Genomic DNA, 17,500 nt, shown 5'->3' with positions numbered 1-17,500 from the left:
ACGGGTTGACGAAATCGTCGGTACCGCGTTGCCGCAGTAGGTGCGCAACGGTGATGCCACCCGGTCCCGCACCGATGACGTCCACCTCATGCATCACGGCCTCACCATACGTTTGACACCCCGGTGGATGGTCGGGATTGGGCCGATGTTCGGTCGGGAACAATTGGCCGGCGCCCGCCGCTTCTGCACGGTATGCAGATCACCCTCACCGGCAAGACGGCACTGGTAAGCGGCTCGACCCAGGGCATCGGGGCGGCCATCGCCAAGGGCTTGGCCGCGGCCGGGGCCAGGGTGGCGGTCAACGGTCGCTCCGAGGCGTCGGTGCAGGGGGCGGTCGACGCACTGCGCTCCGAGGTAGCCGATGCCGAGTTGATCCCCGTGCCCGCCGACCTGACCACCGATGACGGCGTGGCGGCCCTACAGGCGTCGCTGCCAGAGGTCGACATCTTGGTCAACAACCTCGGCATCTTCGAGGCGGTACCCGCCCTGGAGATCGACGACGCGGCCTGGCGCAGGTTCTTCGAGGTCAACGTCTTGGCCGCCGCCCGGCTGAGCCGGATCTACCTGCCCGGGATGATCGAGCGATCCTGGGGCCGGGTGCTCAACATCGCCAGCGACTCCGCGGTGGTGACACCGGTGGAGATGATTCACTACGGCATGTCCAAGACCGCCCTGCTGGCCGTGACCCGCGGCTTCGCCAAGGCCGCCGCCGGATCAGGAGTTACCGTCAACTCCGTGGTCGTCGGTCCGACTCACACCGAAGGTGTCGAGGAGTTCGTCTACCAGCTGGTCGACAAGGACCTGCCCTGGGCGGAGGCCCAGCGGCAGTTCATGATTGAGCACCGCCCGCAGTCGTTGCTGCAGCGGCTGATCGAACCCGACGAGGTAGCGAACATGGTGGTGTACCTCAGTTCGCCACTGGCCTCGGCCACCACCGGCGGGGCGCTGCGCGTCGACGGCGGCTACGTCGACGCGATCCTGCCGTGACCGCCACCGCATCCGGCACGTCACGGCGCACGGTGGCCGCCCTGCTGATCCTGACGGCGGGCACCGGTCTCGTCGACGCGGTGTCCTACCTCGGGCTCGGTCACGTGTTCGTGGCCAATATGACCGGCAACATCGTGTTCCTCGGATTCGCCGTCAACCCGCACTCCGGTCTGTCGGCGGCACTGGCACTGATTGCGTTGGCCGCGTTCATGTTCGGCGCACTGGTCGGCGGTGGTGCCGGCCACCGGCTCGCCGGCTCACGCGCCTGGCCGATGTCGATGCTCGCGGCTCAGGCGGTTCTGCTGGGCGCCGTCGCGGTGGCCGCGGCGGTGCTGGGCATCGCGGCCCTCGGCCGCCCGCTGGTGGTTGCGACGCTGGCGTTTGCGTTCGGGCTGCAGAACAGCACGGCGCGACGCATGGCGGTACCGGACCTGACCACCACGGTCCTGACCCTGACGGTGACCGGGCTGGCGGCCGACAGCCGGATCGCGGGCGGACCGGGCGCCAAACCGGCCCGCCGGGTGGCCTCGATCGCGACGATGCTGGCCGGTGCCGCTGTTGGCGCCCTGCTCATCCAGGTCTCGGTCCCGCTGACCATCGGCGCGGTCGCGGTCTGCGTGCTCATCGCCGCGGTCCTGATACAGGCTGATCACGCTGCACGCCAGCATGTTTGATCCGGCGCGCCTATGGCACGCCACACCGGGGCAGTCGAAAGCGGCCCGGATGGGTGAACAGCGCGCCTCGGCGCCGCCGCCCCAGTAGCGTTGACCCATGACGGCGAGCAGGCTGAAGGTCCGCTACGCCACGGCCCTCGTGCTGGCCCAGTTGCTCGCGGCCGTCGAGTTGACCGCCCTGATCATGCCGCTGCGCCACGACCTGGTCGCCGCCGTCGACACCGTGTTCGCCACCGACACCCTGGTCGCCGCGGCGGTCTTGTCGGTCTTCACCATCGCCTCGACCATCGGCTACGCCGTGGTGGTGGTCGACTACAAACTGCACTGGTTCACCGCCGGGACCACGCCCGGTCCGCGGGACCGGCTGTTCGTGAACAAGTTCCTGCGCAACCAGTCGACGCTGCTGGGGATCCTCTGGTCGGTGGCCGGGGTGGTGCTGTTCATCGTCAACCGCGACGGCGGCGCGGCCGCCGCCGCGCTGATCGGGATGCTGATGCTGTTCGGGGCCACCACCTCGACCGGCGCGGCGCTGCTCCTCATCCTGCGGCCGCTGCGGCCGATCACCGCCGCGACCACCGGTGCGGTGCCCGGCCGCGACACCGCACCCGGGGTGCTGCCGCGGCTGCTGCTGATGTGGCTGATGAGCAGCGCCCTGCCGACCATCGGGATCGCCGTCGTGGTGGTGATGCGCTCGCACGGCTGGATCATCAAGCAGGGGGCGTCGGTGGAGGTCCCGGTGTTGGTGCTCTCGGTGATCTCGGTGCTGGTGGGGTTGCGCGGGATGGCGATCGTCGCGCTGTCCATCTCCGACCCGGTGCGCGACGTCGTCGACGCCATGGCCAAGGTCGAGCGCGGCCAGATCGACACCAAGGTCGAGGTATACGAACGCTCCGAAATCGGGCGGCTACAAAGCGGTTTCAACCGGATGGTGACCGGCCTGGCCGAACGCGACCGGCTGCGCGACCTGTTCGGCCGCCACGTGGGGGCCGACGTGGCACGCCGCGCGGTCAGCGATACCGATTCGCTCACCGGCGAGGTCCGCGACGCCGCGGTGCTCTTCGTCGACCTCGTCGGCTCCACCCAGCTGGCCCAGAGCCGCTCCCCTGCCGAGGTGGCCGAGGTGCTCAACCACTTCTTCCAGATCGTGGTCGCCGCCGTCGATGAACGGCACGGGCTGATCAACAAATTCCAGGGTGACGCGGTGCTGGCGGTGTTCGGCGCGCCGCTGGCCAACCCGCGCGCGGTCTCCGACGCGCTGGCGACCGCCCGCGCGTTGGCGGTCACGCTGCGCCGGCTGCCGGTGGTGGATTTCGGCATCGGGGTGTCGTCGGGGCCGGTGTTCGCCGGCAACATCGGCGCCGAGCATCGCTACGAGTACACGGTGATCGGTGACGCCGTCAACGAGGCCGCGCGGCTGGCCGATCGAGCCAAGACCGTCACCGAGCGGGCGCTGTGCTCGGAGGTGGCGCTGTTGGGTGCGGACCCCACCGAGCGCGCGCAGTGGACCGCGGTCGCGTCCGAGGTGCTGCGCGGCCGGTCCGAGTCGACCCGGATGTCGGCGCCGAAGCCTCAGGCCTGAGCGGATCGGCCGCGCGTCCATCCTGCGGTGAGTGCGCCGATTCGGGCCCGGAACTCACGCTCAGCACAGTCTCGATGCGACGGCCCTGGCGCCGCCGGCCTATGTATGGTTACATACATAGGCGTGACGAGCCCGCGTGAACGCATGGTCAGCTCGGCCGCGCTGCTGATCCGCGAGCGCGGGGCGCAGTCCACGGCGATCGCCGACGTCTTGGCGCACAGCGGCGCACCGCGCGGTTCGGCTTACCACTATTTCCCGGGTGGGCGTACTCAATTGCTCTGCGAGGCAGTCGATTACGCCGCCGACTATGTCGCGTCCAAAATGGCGAGGGCGGCCAGCGGTACCGAGTTGCTAGACGGGCTGACCCGCTTCTACCGCAAGCACCTGCTGGAGACCGACTACCGCGCCGGCTGCCCGGTGCTGGCCGTCGCCGTCGAGGCCGGCGAACCCGGCACCGCCAACCCGGTGCTCGACCGGGCCGCCGCAACCTTCACCCGGTGGAATGACCTGATCGCCCAGCGGCTGGTCGCCGACGGCATCGCCGCAGCACGCGCCGACGAGCTGGCCGTGACGATGACCGCCGCCCTGGAAGGCGCCATCGTGCTCGCCCGCGCGGCCCGCGACACCCGACCGCTCGACATCGTCCACCGACAACTGCGCGAACTGCTCGAAGCCGAGTAGGAAGAAGGTTCACCGATGTCCGCTGACTGGCAACCCACCGCCTGCATCCTGTGTGAATGTAACTGCGGCATCGTGGTTCAGACCAGTGTTCAGGACGGGGTCCGCACGCTCGCGCGGATCCGCGGCGACAAGGACAATCCCGCCTCGCAGGGCTATACCTGCAACAAGGCGCTGCGCCTGGACCACTATCAGAACAACCGGGCCCGGCTGACCTCGCCGATGCGCCGCCGCCCCGACGGCACCTACGAGGAGATCGACTGGGACACCGCGGTCACCGAGATCGCCGCCGGTTTCCGGCGTATCGCCGACACCTACGGCGGGGAGAAGATCTTCTATTACGGCGGCGGCGGCCAGGGCAATCACCTCGGCGGCGCCTACAGCAGCGCCTTCCTCAAGCCGCTTGGTTCGCGCTACCGCTCCAACGCACTCGCCCAGGAGAAGACCGGCGAGAACTGGGTGGACATGCAGCTCTACGGGGGCCATAGCCGCGGCGAGTTCGCCCACGCCGAGGTGTCGGTGTTCGTCGGCAAGAACCCATGGATGTCGCAGAGCTTCCCGCGGGCCCGCACCGTGCTCAACGACATCGCCAAGGACCCGGGCCGCTCGATGATTGTCATCGACCCCGTGGTGACCGACACCGCCAAGATGGCCGACTTCCACCTGCGGGTCAAGCCCGGCGCCGACGCCTGGTGCCTGGCCGCGCTGGCCGCCGTGTTGGTGCAGCAAAACCTCTGCAATGAAACCTTTCTCGCCGATCACGTGCACGGCGCCGACGAAGTCCGCGAAGTATTGCAGACGATCCCGGTCGGCGAGTACGCGCAGCGCAGCGGAGTGGACGAGCAGCTGCTGCGCGCCGCCGCCCGCCGCATCGCCGCCGCCGACAGCGTCGCGGTCTTCGAGGATCTCGGCGTGCAGCAGGCCCCGAACAGCACCCTGTGCTCCTACCTCAACAAGCTGCTGTGGATCCTCACCGGTAGCTTCGCCAAACGCGGTGGGCAGCATCTTCATTCGTCGTTCGCGCCGCTGTTCAGCCTCAGCGGGGTCGGGCGCTCCCCGGTCACCGGCGCGCCGGTCATCGCCGGTCTGGTGCCCTCCAACGTCGTGCCGCAGGAGATCCTGTCCGACCACCCCGATCGGTTCCGGGCGATGATCGTCGAAAGCGCCAATCCCGCGCATTCCATCGCCGACTCGCAGGCCTGCCGGGCGGCGTTCGAGACGCTGGAGCTGCTTGTGGTCATCGACGTGGCCATGACGGAGACGGCGCGGCTGGCCCACTACGTGCTGCCCGCGGCCAGCCAGTTCGAGAAGCCCGAGGCCACCTTCTTCAATTTCGAGTTCCCGCACAACGAGTTTCACCTGCGTCACCCGCTGTTCGACCCGCTGCCCGGCACGCTGCCCGAACCCGAGATCTGGGCCCGGCTGGTGCGCGCGCTGGGCCTGGTCACCGACGACGACCTGCGTCCGCTGCGCGAGGCGGCCCGCCACGGCCGCGACGCCTACACCCAGGCGTTCTTCGCCGAGCTGGCCGGCAACCCGGCGCTGGGCAGGGCGCTGCCGTATGTGCTGTACGAGACGCTGGGACCCACCCTGCCGGAGAATCTGAAAGGTGCTGCGGCGCTGTGGGGGCTGGCCCAGAAGGCGGTCCTGACCTACCCCGACGCGGTGCGCCGGGCCGGTCACGCCGACGGCAACGCGTTGTTCGACGCGATCCTGGCCGGAACGTCGGGGGTGACGTTCAGCGTCCACGAGTACGCCGACGACTGGGCGCTGATCACCCACCCCGACCGCAAGATCGCACTGGTGATTCCGCCGTTGCTCGACGAGATTCGCGCGCTCGGCGCGGCCCAGCCCGGCCTGACCAGTGCCGAATTCCCGATCGTGCTGTCCGCCGGTGAGCGTCGCGCCTTCACCGCCAACGACATCTTCCGCGACCCGGCGTGGCGCAAGCGGGACTCCGAGGGCGCGTTGCGGGTCAGCGTCGAGGACGCCGCAGCCCTCGGGCTGGTAGACGGCGGGCGGGCCCGCATCACCACCACCGCCGGGACCGCCGAGGCCGTCGTCGAGATCAGCGCGACCATGCTGGCTGGGCACGCCGCCCTGCCAAACGGGTACGGCCTCGACTTCGTCGACGCCGACGGCCGCCGGCGCGTGCCTGGCGTGGCACCCAATGCGCTGACATCCACCGATTGGCGCGATCCGTATGCCGGGACGCCCTGGCACAAACACGTCCCGGCCCGCATCGAGGCGGTGCCGGCCGACCTCGCCGCCGCGCCCGCCTAATAGGATCGCCCTTTGTGCAGTCCCCGTGGGGTGAGGAAGTCGCAGAAGGCCGCTACGCAGGCCATGCCGGGCTGATCTACCCGCAACGTCCACAGTCGTTCGCCGAGCTGTTTACCGGCGCCGAGCGGTGGTCGCAGCGCATCTTCCTGGTCCAAGGCGACCGGCGCATCACCTTCGGTGATTTCTTTGCCGCCGTCGACGCCGCGAGGGCCGTGCTCGAGCCGCTGGGCATCCGCCCCGGCGATCGGGTCGTGCTGCTGGGCTACAACAGTGCCGAGTGGGTGGTGGCGCTGTGGGCGATCTGGTCGCTGGGGGCGGTACCCGTCCTGGGCAATCGGTGGTGGAGTCCCCGGGAAGCCGAACACTCCATCGCCCTGGTCGCGCCGCGGGCGGTGATCACCGACGCCGCCGACCTGTCCGTGCCGGCCGGTGTCTCGGTGCTCGACATCAACGAGCTGGGGCAGTGCTTCGGCAGTGTCACGCACACGCTGCCGGGGCTGCCCGGTCCGGCTAGCGAGGACAGCCCGGTGGCCGTGCTGTTCACCTCGGGCAGCTCGGGTATGCCCAAGGCCGTCGAGCTGCCGTTCCGGGCCGTGGTGGCCAACCAGCAGAACGTCCTGGTCCGCTCCCGGCAGCTGCCCCAGTTCCTGGATCCCGAGGCGCCGCAACCGGTCAACCTGGTGTGCACCCCGCTGTTCCATGTCGGCGCGCTGGCCACCCTGCTGACCCAGGTGATCACCGGCGGCCGGATCGTGCTGACCCGCGGCCGCTTCGACCCGGCCGAGGTGCTGGCCCTCATCGAGACCGAGGGGGTGCAGCGCTGGGGCGGTGTGCCGACCATGGCGGTGCGCGTGCTCGAGCACCCGGCCCTCGACACCCACGACGTCTCCTCGCTGCGCTCGTGGCCGCTGGGCGGGGCGGCGGTGTCGCCGGTGCTGTTGGAGCGCATGGCGCGCCGGCTGCCCCAGCTGGCCCGCCGCGGACTCGCCAACACCTGGGGAATGACCGAAGGCGCCGGATTCTTCACTGTCGCCGGCAGCGCGGACTTGGCCCGCTATCCCGCCTCCGTCGGCCGGCCCTATCCGACGGTCGAACTGGCTATCCACGATCCCGATCCCGACGGGGTGGGCGAGGTGCTGGTGCGCTCCCCCACCGTGATGCTCGGCTACATCGGAATCGATTCGGGCCCCGTGGATTCCGACGGCTGGCTGCACACCGGCGACCTCGGCCACCTCAACGAGGAGGGCTATCTGTTCATCGACGGCCGCAGCAAGGACATGGTGATCCGCGGCGGGGAGAACATCGCCTGCCCACACGTCGAAGCGGCGCTGCTCAGCCATCCCGACGTGGTCGAGGCCGCCGCGATCGGGCTGCCCCACCCCGATCTCGGGGAGGAACTCGCCGCCGTCGTGGTGCACCGGACCGGTGTCCGCGCCCCGACCGAGGAGGAGCTCACCCGGCATCTGAGGGGGGTGCTCGCCTACTTCGCGATCCCGACCCGCTGGCGCATTCGGGAACATCCACTGCCCACGGTGGCCGGTGAGAAGGTGGACAAGAAGGGCCTGGCGGCCGAGTTCGGCAACCCATGAGAGCCAACGCATGAGAGCCATTGTGTTGCTGGCCCACAGCGGCCATCTGGACAAGACCGGCACCGTGCACGCGCTGGGGCTGGGGTGGACCACCAGCCCGACCCCGACCGCCCAGCACGTGTTGATCGTGTTCGTGGAGGTGCAATGGTCGGAGCTGGGCAGGTCGTTCCCGATCCGCGCCGAACTCGTTGACAGCGACGGCAATCGGGTCGCCCACACCGAGGAGAACGTGATCAAGGCCCGCCGTCACCCGGTACATCCGGCGGGCACACCGGTGACCATTCCGTTCATCGCGACCATTCCGCCGCTGAAGCTCACTGTCGGAGAGCGCTATCAGTGGCGAGTGTCGATCGCCGAGGAGATGCACGAGGACTGGCTGGCCGGTTTCACCGTGACTGCCGACGACGCCTGACCCGCCCCGGACGATGCAGAACGCAACGGCCACAACGGGTTTCGGATGCATTCGGTTGACACCCACGGTTGCGGCCCTTACCGTGACCGTCATGGTAAGGCATGCGACCGCCGGGTCGCCCCCGTTGTCCCGATGAGCCGTCCACTGGAAGGCCGCCGCGCGGTGGTGACCGGCGCCGCCAGCGGCCTGGGCGCCGCGGCGGTCCGGGCACTGGCCGGTGCGGGAGCAGACGTGGTCGCGACCTATCACCAGACCGAACCCTTCGACGACGCGCAGGCGACGTGGTTGCGCTGTGATGCCAGGGATCCCGGTGCGGTCGACGCGATGATCGATGCGGCGGTAGCGACGCTGGGCGGCCTCGACGTCCTGGTCAACGCGGCGGGACTCTGGCAGCAGGGCATTCCCGGACAGATCACCGCCGCCGACATCGACTTCGTGCTCGACACCAATCTGAAGACGACGATCTTCACCAACCAGGCCGCCCACGCCGTCATGCGCAACTCCGGCGGCCGGATCATCAACTTCGGCTCGTCGGAGGCCGTCACGGGCAGTCCGATCTCCGCGGTGTACGCGGCGGCCAAGGGTGCTGTGCAAGCCTGGACCCGGTCGGCGGCCAAAGCGTGGGCGAGCGACAAGGTCACCGTCAACGCGTTGGCGCCGGCCATGCAGACCCGCGGCGCGGAGCGGCTGCGCGAGTTCCTCGGGCCGCAAGCGGCGCCGTTTATCGATCAGCAGATCAAGGCGAGCATCCCGCTCGGCGGCGCGCTCGGCGATCCCGACCGTGACCTGGGCCCGGTCCTGGTGTTCCTGGCCGGCGAGGGTTCGCACTTCATCACCGGGCAACTGCTCGCCGTCGACGGCGGGCTGATCATGCTGGGCGGCTGACTAGCGACGAGCAAACGCCGGTGCTCGCTCCGGCCGGATGCCAACCCCGACGAAGTAGGCCGGGATGGCCGACAGCCACGGCAACCGGCGAATCAACTCGCCCATGTATGCCGGCGGCTCCGCGGTTCCGCCGGCCATGATCGGCGCCACCAGAGCCCGGTGCATGGCCTGCTGGACCGCCTGGGTGAGTACGGCCGGCGGCAGCCGCCGGCGCCGGACCGCGGCGAGGTTACGGCCGGTCACATCGCGGCGGCGCAGCGGATCGGCCAGTAACGTCGCCGCGCCCACCGCATCCTGAACCGCGATGTTGATACCCACCCCGCCCATCGGCGACATGGCGTGCGCGGCGTCGCCGATGCACAGCAGGCCGTCGGAGTGCCAGCGCTTGAGCCGGTTGAGCCGTACATCGAGGAACTTCACGTCCTCCAGCGAGGTCAGGCTGGCGACGTCGGCCTCGGGGATCAGTTCGGTCAGCTCTGCCTTGAAGGCGTCCAGGCCGCGGGCCCGCAGCTGCGCGTCGCTGCCCTTCGGGATCAGGTAGGCGATCTGGAAGTAGCCCTCCCGCGGGATCATGATCAGCACCCGTCCCGGACCGAACCGCGGGATCAGCGTGTATTGGCCGTCCATTTCGCGGGGCAGCCGGAACCACCACACATCGAAGGGCACCGGGAACTCGCGCGCCGACAGCCCGGCGCTGCGCCGCACAATCGACCAGCGCCCGTCGCAGGCCACCGTGAGGTCGGCCTGCAGTTCGCCCTCGCCGTCCGGTGACCGATACCGCACGCCGGTCGTCCTGGCACCGCTGCGCAGGAGCCCGGTGACCTCGTGTTGCAGGCGCAGTGTGAAGGTCGGCTCGACCGCGGCGGCATCGGCGAGCAGATTGAGCAGATCCCACTGGGGAACCATGGCCACATACGGGTGCGGTTGGCGCAGCCGACGGAAGTCGACCATGGTCACCGACTTGCCGCCGATCGTGAGTTCGGCGTGATCGACCTTGCTCTGCGGCAGTGCGGCGAACCTGTCCCACAACCCCAGCTCGTCGAGCAGCCGCAGCGTCGTGGGATGCACTGTGTCACCACGGAAGTCGCGCAGGAAGTCGGCGTGCTTCTCCAGGACCGTGACCTCGATACCGGCCCGCGCCAACAACAGCCCGAGCACCATGCCGGCAGGTCCGCCGCCGACGATCGCGCACGTGGTGGATTCGCTCATGTACTACACCTCGATCCGCGAGCCGATCAGCACCGTCTGGTCCAGCGGAAGCCCAAAGTACCCCGCGGAATCGGCCGCCATGAACGACGTTGCGATGAAAATTCGCTTACGCCACGGCGCCATCGTGGGCTGATCCCCCGGGACCACCTCGATCTTGGACAGGAAATAGGAGGTGTCCGCGAAATCGATCGGGCCGCCGACCTGGGCGGGGTTCACCAACCGCAGTGCAGCAAGCACATCGGGCCGTTCCATGTAGCCGAACCGGGCCGCCATGTAGTAGATGCCGTCGCGGTGGTTTCCGAGGTCGTTGACGGTGATGCGCTCGTCGTCGGCAACTCGCGGCACCGGCGGGACGACGATCGACAGGATGATAACCCGCTCGTGCAGGACGTGGTTGTGATTGACGTTGGCCCGCATCGACAGCGGTGCCGTCTCGCTCTCGCGATTCAGGAACACCGCCGTACCCGGGATGCGGGCCAGCGGCGGTTGGCGGTGGGTGATCTCGTCGATGAACTCCGGCAGCGGCCCCTCGGCCCGCTCGCGCGCGCCGACGACAATCATGCTGCCGCGCTGCCAGGTGATCAGCACCGTGAAGGTGACCAGCCCGATCAGTAACGGCAGCCAGGCGCCGTGCACCAGCTTGGTCAGGTTCGCCGCCAGGAACATCAGGTCCACGCCCAGCAGCGCACCGCCGCCGCACACCACCAGCCACAGCGGCCAGCGCCACCGGGCATGGGCGATGTAGAGGAACAGCAAGGTGGTGATCGTGATCGTTCCGGTCACTGCCATGCCGTAGGCATAGCCCAGCGCCGCCGAGCTGCGGAAGGCGAAGACCAGGATCAGCACGGCGACCAGCAGCATGCCGTTGATCCAGGGCACGTAGATCTGGCCGATCGAGGATGCCGAGGTGTGGGCCACCCGCAGCCGGGGCAGGTAGCCGAGCTGGGCGGCCTGCGATGCCACCGAGTACGCCCCGGTGATCACCGCCTGCGAGGCGATCACCGTTGCGGCGGTGGCCAGCACCATCATCGGCAGCTCCCACCCGCTGGGCACCAGCAGGAAGAAGGGGGCGTTCACCACGCTCTGCTTGCCCAGCAGCAACGCGCCCTGGCCGAAGTAGTTGAGCGTCAACGCCGGTAGCACCAGGCCCAACCAGCCCCAGGTGATCGCCTTGCGGCCGAAGTGCCCCATGTCGGCGTAGAGCGCCTCGGCGCCGGTCACCGACAACACGACGGCGGCCAGCGCGAAGAAGGCGATGTGGAAGTGGCTGACCATGAACTCCAGGGCGTAGGTCGGTGAGAGTGCCCGCAGAATCTGCGGGTGCCGGAGGATTCCGCGGATCCCGCAGGCGCCGATCACCAGGAACCAGACGATCATCACCGGGCCGAAGAACCGTCCGACCATGGCGGTGCCGTGCCGTTGCACCGCGAACAACCCGACGATGATGACCGCGGTGATCGGGACGATCAGCTCGGCCAAGCTGGGATCGACGACCTTCAGACCTTCCACCGCGGACAGCACCGAGATCGCGGGTGTGATCATGCTGTCACCGAAAAACAGTGCGGCGCCCAGGATTCCGAGCGCGGACAAGACGCTGATGATGCGCGGGCTGGATCGGCGACCGAGCCTGCGCACCAGGGTGATGAGCGCCATGACGCCGCCCTCACCGTCGTTGTCGGCGTGCATCACCAGCGTGACGTAGGTCAGCGTGACGATGATCATCACCGACCAGAAGATCAGCGACACCACCCCGTAGACGTTGGCGTGGCTGATCGGCACGGGGTGCGGGTCGTCGGGGTTGAACAGGGTCTGGACGGTGTAGATCGGGCTGGTGCCGATGTCGCCGAACACCACCCCGAGCGCGCCGATGATCACGCCGGTCCGCGCTTTGCGGGCGGGAGAATGTACCGGCACCGCGACGTCTGTGCTCACAGGTAGTCCCTCTAGCTCGGTCCGCCTGGCGTCGATCCCCGGCGACGTGGAGGCCAATGGTAGCCACCGGCCTTACGCGTCGTGCCCGAACACGCATCCCGAAACAATGATCCCGCTCACTCCGCGGCCGGCGGCCCGCCCGATGGCCGACGTACGGTGGAGCCGATGCGCATAGCCCTGTTCGCGACCTGCCTGGCCGACGCGATGTTCCCGCGCGCGGCCATCGCGACCGTGCAGGTGCTCGAGCGGCTCGGCCACCAGGTGGTCTTCCCCGATGGGCAGACCTGCTGCGGCCAGATGCACATCAACACCGGATATCTGGGGCAGGCCACCGAACTGGTGCGCCGCCATGTCGAGGTGTTCGAGGACAGCGGGTGCGACGCCGTCGTCGCACCGTCGGGGTCGTGTGTGGGTTCGGTGCGCCATCAGCACGCGATGGTTGCCCGCCGCGCCGGTGACACCGCCCTTGCCGAGCGGGCCGAGGCCGTCGCCGCGCGCACTTACGAGCTGTCCGAGCTGCTCGTCGACGTGCTGGGGGTACGCGACGTCGGCGCCTACTATCCGCATCGGGTCACCTACCACCCGACGTGTCACTCGCTGCGGCTGCTGCGCGTCGGCGACAAACCACGCCAGCTGCTCCAGCACGTGCGGGGGCTGACGCTGGTCGACCTGGCCGACGCGGAGACCTGTTGCGGCTTCGGCGGCACCTTCGCGATCAAGAATGCCGACACCTCCACCGCCATGTTGGCCGACAAGATGGCGGCGGTCATCGCGTCGCGGGCGCAGGTGTGCACCGCCGGGGACAGTTCGTGCCTGATGCACATCGGCGGCGGGCTGAGCCGGATGCGCTCGGCGGTCCGCACGGTCCATCTCGCCGAGATCCTCGCTGCCACCGAGGCCGGCCGATGACGACGTTCCTGGGGGTGCCCGGCTTCGGCAATCTGCGCGGCGAGCAACCGTTTCCGGCCGCGGCACGCGATGAGCTGGCCAACAGCCAGATGCGCCGCAACGTCGGGCACGCCACCCGCACCATCCGCGCCAAACGGCTGACTGCGGTGGCCGAATGCCCGGATTGGGAACAGCTGCGCGCGGCCGGCAGCGCTGTGAAACAGGAAGTGCTGGAACGTCTTCCAGATCTTCTGGAACAGCTCGAGGCCAATGTGGTCGCACGCGGCGGGACGGTGCACTGGGCCCGCGATGCCGCCGAGGCCAACCGGATCGTGACCGGGGTGATCCGCGCCCGCGGCGCCGAGGAGGTCGTCAAGGTCAAGTCGATGGCCACCCAGGAGATCGGTCTCAACGAGCACCTGGCGGCCGAAGGCATCGCCGCGATCGAAACCGACCTGGCCGAGCTGATCGTCCAGCTCGGCCACGACAAGCCCAGCCACATCCTGGTTCCCGCCATCCACCGCAACCGGGCCGAGATCCGCGAGATCTTCGCCCGCGAGATGCCCGATGCCGGTGAGCTGACCGACGAGCCACGGGTGCTGGCGATGGCCGCCCGGGCGCATCTGCGCCGAAAGTTCTTGTCCGCCAAGGTCGCGGTCAGCGGTGCGAACTTCGGCATCGCCGAGACCGGCACCCTGGCCGTGGTGGAATCCGAGGGCAACGGCCGGATGTGTCTGACCCTGCCGCAGACCCTGATCACCGTGATGGGCATCGAGAAGGTGCTGCCCCGTTTTGCCGATCTCGAAGTGTTCATGCAGCTGCTGCCCCGCTCGTCGACCGCGGAACGGATGAACCCCTACACCTCGATGTGGACCGGGGTGCACCCCGGCGACGGTCCGCAGGAATTCCACCTCGTGCTGCTGGACAACGGGCGCAGCTCGGTGCTGGCCGACCCGGTGGGCCGTGCCGCCCTGCACTGCATCCGCTGCAGCGCCTGCCTGAACGTGTGTCCGGTGTATGAGCGCACCGGCGGGCACGCCTACGGTTCGGTATATCCCGGCCCGATCGGTGCGATCCTGAGCCCCCAGCTGACCGGCACCCGCGGCGCCCACGGCGACCCGAACACGTCGCTGCCCTACGCGTCCTCGCTGTGCGGGGCGTGCTTCGATGCCTGTCCGGTCCGCATCGACATCCCGTCCATCCTGGTGCACCTGCGCGCGGCCCAGGTCGACGGCGAGCAGCACCGGCCCTCCGGGCAGGATCTGGCGATGCGGGTAGCGGCCGCGGCGATGGCGTCGCCAAAGCGGTTCGCGCTCGCCGAGAAGGCGCTGGCCGCCGGACGGCTGCTGGCCGGCCCGGATCGACAGATCACGGCGCTGCCCTGGCCGGGGTCGCGCTGGACCACCAGCCGCGACATACCGGCACCCCCGGCCGAGACGTTCCGGCAGTGGTGGGCCCGGACCCACCCCGCCCCGCAGGACCGGCGGTGACCGGGTCCCGCCGCGTGGTGTTGGACCGGATCCGCGCGGCCCTGGCGGTCGCCCCGCCGGACCCGGTGGTGGTGCCCCGCGACTACGAGCGCGCACCGGCGCGCGGCCCGGGAGATGCCCGCCGGTTCGCCGAGGCGGTGGCCGATTACCGCGCCCAGGTCCTGGTGATCGAGGCCGCCGCGATCGCGTCGACCGTCGCCACGCTGGTGGGTCCCGGCGCCCGGGTGGCGGTGCCGGCCGATCTGCCCCCGGACTGGGTGGCCGGTCTCGACGTCACCGCCGATGGCGGCGAGCACCGGATCCCGATCGCCGAACTCGACGGGATCGACGCCGTCGTCACCGGATGCGCACTCGGGATCGCGGCCACCGGGACGATCGTCCTGGACGCCGGGCCGGCCCAGGGCCGGCGTGCCCTGACGCTGGTCCCCGACCATCACATCTGTGTGGTCTTCACCGACCAGATCGTCGACACCGTTCCGCAGGCCTTCGCCGCGCTCGAACCGGCCCGCCCGCTGACCTTCATCTCCGGCCCCAGCGCCACCAGCGACATCGAACTCAGTCGCGTGGAGGGTGTGCACGGCCCGCGAACCCTCGACGTGCTCCTGGTCAGCCGGTGACATTGCAGATTCCACTCGATTAGGCCGACCGCAGCGCATAGATTCCTAGTCGGACTAACACGATGGCCAGACGAAGGGAGTCCGCTGGTGCGGACGGTGGCGGTAAGCGTTGCGCTGACGGCGGCGGCTCTGGCGTTGGCCCCGTCTGCCTCGGCCGAACTCTGGCCCGGCAACTACAACATGATCATCCCGGACCGGCGCGACTTCCACACCTGGGTGTGGGCGTCGACCCCGTGCCCGCCGGCGATCGAGTTCAGCCCGTCGTGCGTGCGCATCTCGGCGAACCCGGCGCCCATCGCCAAGGCGTACGGCTGGTACGGCATCGCCACGCTGCAGAACGGCCAGTACACGATGACCGTCGACGTACCGGACGGGTTGCGCTGCGGGGACATCTATTACGGGCCGGTCATCCCCACCCACGACGTGTACACCTGGGATGCCACGACGCTGGCGGGCACGCTGCAGTCGTCTTTCGACGCCGGCTGTGACGGGGCGCCCGGAGGCACCTTCACCTACCCGTTCTGGCTGACCAGGCTTTGAGCCGGGCGGCCACGCCCGCTCAGCCGGTGATCAACGCACCGAACTGAGAGATCAGATCGGCGCTGCGCCAGTAGATCAGCGCCGCGAACACGACGAAGACGCCGACACTGACGCCGCCCTGAACCAGGTTGCGGTTCGCCCGGGGCGCATAGGTGTAGGCGGCGGCGATCAGTGCGCCGGTCAAGAGCCCGCCGACGTGGCCCTGCCAGCTGATCGACGGGACCGTGAAGGTCATGACCAGGTTGATCGCGATCAGAATGACGACCCAGCGCACGTCCAGGTTGAGCCGCTTGGCCACGACAAACGTGGCACCGAAGAGACCGAAGACCGCGCCCGAGGCACCGGCGGTGGCGGCACCGATCGGGGCCAGCAGGTAGACCAGCACCGACCCGCCCAGTGCGCTGAGCCCGTAGAGCGCGCCGAACCGCAGCCGGCCCAGCCACCTCTCCAGCGGCGGCCCGATCACATACAGCGCCCACATGTTGAACAGCAGGTGCAGGATTCCGTAGTGCATGAACGCCGAGGTGATCAGCCGGTAGTACTCACCGCCGGCCACCCCGGGCGCCCACAAGACGAGCTGGCGCTGCAGGTCCCGGGAAGTCATCTGCAACACGAACATCAGCACATTGACTGCGATCAGCGCGTAGGTCACCACCGGCTTGGCCGACGGCCGCAGCACGGCGCCGAACGCGGTCCGTGCCTGGGGAACGCCCTGCGCGGCGGCGGCGACACAGTCCACGCACTGGTGCCCGACGGCCGCGCTGCGCATGCACTCCGGGCAGATCGGCCGCTGACAGCGGGTGCACCGAACGTAGGTCTGACGATCAGGATGCCGGTAACAGGTCGGTGCGGGTGCCGGCGTCTGCGGTGGGTAAGGGATGCTCATGGTCCTGACCGAAACGATACTGTGCTGTTCGCGGGCAGGGTCTCATCGGATCTCGTTCGCCACGGCGCCGGGCGCGGAATGGACGCCCGGCTACCGCAAACACCCTCCCCTACGGATTCAATTGTGAAACCCGTCAATATTTGCCACATCCACCCGGTTACGTCCATTTAGCGGGCCAGAGAACCCGGTTTGACGTGCGGGTATAGGCTATCGAAACAAATTGTGGTCCGGCAACGAAATCCGTAGTAGATTTCCACCAGGTTGAGTGCACAGCCGCCCGGCGACGCCATGGTGCGAGGGCGAGACTCCCGCACCGAGGACTCGAGGTCTCCCGCCCCGACACGGCGCCCGACAGCACTGCGACACAGCACACATGGAGGCGTCATGTCCATTGCCACCACCGCGACGCCGATGGCCGTCACACGCCTGGGCCGCGACCCTGCCGATCGCGGCCTGTTCCGGGCCCGCGAACTGAGCGCAACGACCCTGCTGGTCGCGGCGGTCGGCGAGATCGATGCCTCGAACTCCGCCGACCTGCTCGCCTACATCGAGACTCAGGTGAGCGGCTACCGGCAACTCGTTCTCGACCTATCGCGACTGGCCTTCTTCGGCGCCGACGGTTTCTCGGCGCTGCATACCCTCCACGCGCGGTGCTCGCGGCGCACGATCGACTGGGTGCTGGTGCCCGGCCCCGAGGTGACGCGTGTCCTGCGAGTGTGCGATTCGGAGGGATTGCTGACCACCGCCGGCAATATCGTCTCGGCGGTGGCCGCCCTGGCCCGTGGACCGCACAGCCATCCGCAGCTGACCCCACTGGCGAAGTGAGCACGACCGGGGCTTCCTAGACTGGC

At 69.1% G+C, this 17,500-nt stretch carries 16 protein-coding genes; 13 read left to right on the top strand and 3 right to left on the bottom strand.

The window, feature by feature from the left end; translation table 11 throughout:
- The first annotated feature begins 192 nt into the window (after positions 1-192).
- From ADBZ9K_RS23560 to ADBZ9K_RS23525, 8 genes are all read left to right on the top strand, one after another.
- On the top strand, positions 193-987 hold the full coding sequence (locus tag ADBZ9K_RS23560; protein ID WP_526624679.1) for an SDR family NAD(P)-dependent oxidoreductase: 795 nt from the start codon (positions 193-195) through the stop codon (positions 985-987).
- On the top strand, positions 984-1,661 hold the full coding sequence (locus ADBZ9K_RS23555) for a DUF1275 family protein (RefSeq protein ID WP_526624678.1): 678 nt from the start codon (positions 984-986) through the stop codon (positions 1,659-1,661). Before ADBZ9K_RS23560 ends, ADBZ9K_RS23555 begins: the two co-directional genes overlap by 4 nt.
- 97 nt (positions 1,662-1,758) lie before the next feature.
- A complete protein-coding gene (locus tag ADBZ9K_RS23550) occupies positions 1,759-3,240 on the top strand; it encodes an adenylate/guanylate cyclase domain-containing protein (RefSeq protein WP_526624677.1) in 1,482 nt (493 codons plus the stop codon).
- Between the two features lie 123 nt (positions 3,241-3,363).
- Positions 3,364-3,921 (top strand): TetR/AcrR family transcriptional regulator, encoded by a 558-nt coding sequence (locus ADBZ9K_RS23545; protein WP_526624676.1) that lies wholly within the window; start codon positions 3,364-3,366, stop codon positions 3,919-3,921.
- 15 nt (positions 3,922-3,936) lie between these two features.
- Entirely contained in the window at positions 3,937-6,201 is a 2,265-nt protein-coding gene (locus ADBZ9K_RS23540) for a molybdopterin-dependent oxidoreductase (RefSeq protein WP_526624675.1), read from the top strand.
- A gap of 14 nt (positions 6,202-6,215) precedes the next feature.
- On the top strand, positions 6,216-7,790 hold the full coding sequence (locus ADBZ9K_RS23535; RefSeq protein ID WP_526624674.1) for a class I adenylate-forming enzyme family protein: 1,575 nt from the start codon (positions 6,216-6,218) through the stop codon (positions 7,788-7,790).
- Positions 7,791-7,800: 10 nt separating this feature from the next.
- Entirely contained in the window at positions 7,801-8,202 is a 402-nt protein-coding gene (locus ADBZ9K_RS23530; protein ID WP_526624673.1) for a DUF6941 family protein, read from the top strand.
- 132 nt (positions 8,203-8,334) lie between these two features.
- Positions 8,335-9,087, top strand: a complete 753-nt coding sequence (locus tag ADBZ9K_RS23525; RefSeq protein WP_526624672.1) for an SDR family NAD(P)-dependent oxidoreductase — start codon at positions 8,335-8,337, stop codon at positions 9,085-9,087.
- On the opposite strand, the gene ADBZ9K_RS23520 is transcribed toward ADBZ9K_RS23525, so the two are convergent.
- Together ADBZ9K_RS23520 and ADBZ9K_RS23515 are read right to left on the bottom strand one after the other, a co-directional pair.
- Positions 9,088-10,296, bottom strand: a complete 1,209-nt coding sequence (locus ADBZ9K_RS23520; RefSeq protein WP_526624671.1) for an FAD-dependent oxidoreductase — start codon at positions 10,294-10,296, stop codon at positions 9,088-9,090. It lies immediately after the preceding gene.
- A 3-nt stretch (positions 10,297-10,299) separates the two neighbouring features.
- On the bottom strand, positions 10,300-12,228 hold the full coding sequence (locus ADBZ9K_RS23515) for a potassium transporter Kup (protein WP_526624670.1): 1,929 nt from the start codon (positions 12,226-12,228) through the stop codon (positions 10,300-10,302).
- Between the two features lie 165 nt (positions 12,229-12,393).
- Here ADBZ9K_RS23515 and ADBZ9K_RS23510 point away from each other — a divergent pair, with 165 nt between their 5' ends.
- The 4 genes from ADBZ9K_RS23510 (at position 12,394) to ADBZ9K_RS23495 (ending at position 15,763) form a co-directional block, all read left to right on the top strand.
- Complete coding sequence (locus ADBZ9K_RS23510; RefSeq protein WP_526624669.1) at positions 12,394-13,137, top strand: (Fe-S)-binding protein; 744 nt, start codon at positions 12,394-12,396, stop codon at positions 13,135-13,137.
- The gene (locus ADBZ9K_RS23505; protein WP_526624668.1) at positions 13,134-14,606 is read left to right on the top strand and encodes a LutB/LldF family L-lactate oxidation iron-sulfur protein; all 1,473 of its coding nucleotides are present in this window, start codon (positions 13,134-13,136) and stop codon (positions 14,604-14,606) included. The genes ADBZ9K_RS23510 and ADBZ9K_RS23505 overlap by 4 nt, the downstream gene beginning before the upstream one ends.
- Complete coding sequence (locus tag ADBZ9K_RS23500) at positions 14,603-15,223, top strand: LutC/YkgG family protein (RefSeq protein WP_526624667.1); 621 nt, start codon at positions 14,603-14,605, stop codon at positions 15,221-15,223. Before ADBZ9K_RS23505 ends, ADBZ9K_RS23500 begins: the two co-directional genes overlap by 4 nt.
- Positions 15,224-15,310: 87 nt before the next feature.
- Complete coding sequence (locus tag ADBZ9K_RS23495; RefSeq protein ID WP_526624666.1) at positions 15,311-15,763, top strand: hypothetical protein; 453 nt, start codon at positions 15,311-15,313, stop codon at positions 15,761-15,763.
- Positions 15,764-15,782: 19 nt separating this feature from the next.
- Here the strand turns inward: ADBZ9K_RS23495 and ADBZ9K_RS23490 are convergent, their stop codons facing one another.
- The gene (locus ADBZ9K_RS23490) at positions 15,783-16,649 is read right to left on the bottom strand and encodes a rhomboid family intramembrane serine protease (RefSeq protein WP_526624665.1); all 867 of its coding nucleotides are present in this window, start codon (positions 16,647-16,649) and stop codon (positions 15,783-15,785) included.
- Positions 16,650-17,033: 384 nt separating this feature from the next.
- On the opposite strand from ADBZ9K_RS23490, the gene ADBZ9K_RS23485 reads away from it, so the two are divergent.
- Complete coding sequence (locus ADBZ9K_RS23485; RefSeq protein WP_526624664.1) at positions 17,034-17,474, top strand: STAS domain-containing protein; 441 nt, start codon at positions 17,034-17,036, stop codon at positions 17,472-17,474.
- Positions 17,475-17,500 lie beyond the last annotated feature (26 nt).

The sequence above is a fragment of the Mycobacterium sp. genome, assembly GCF_965229265.1.
Classification (GTDB): Bacteria; Actinomycetota; Actinomycetes; order Mycobacteriales; family Mycobacteriaceae; genus Mycobacterium.
Note: the sequence above shows the minus strand (reverse complement) of the source record. Positions and strands in the feature narration are given on the sequence as shown.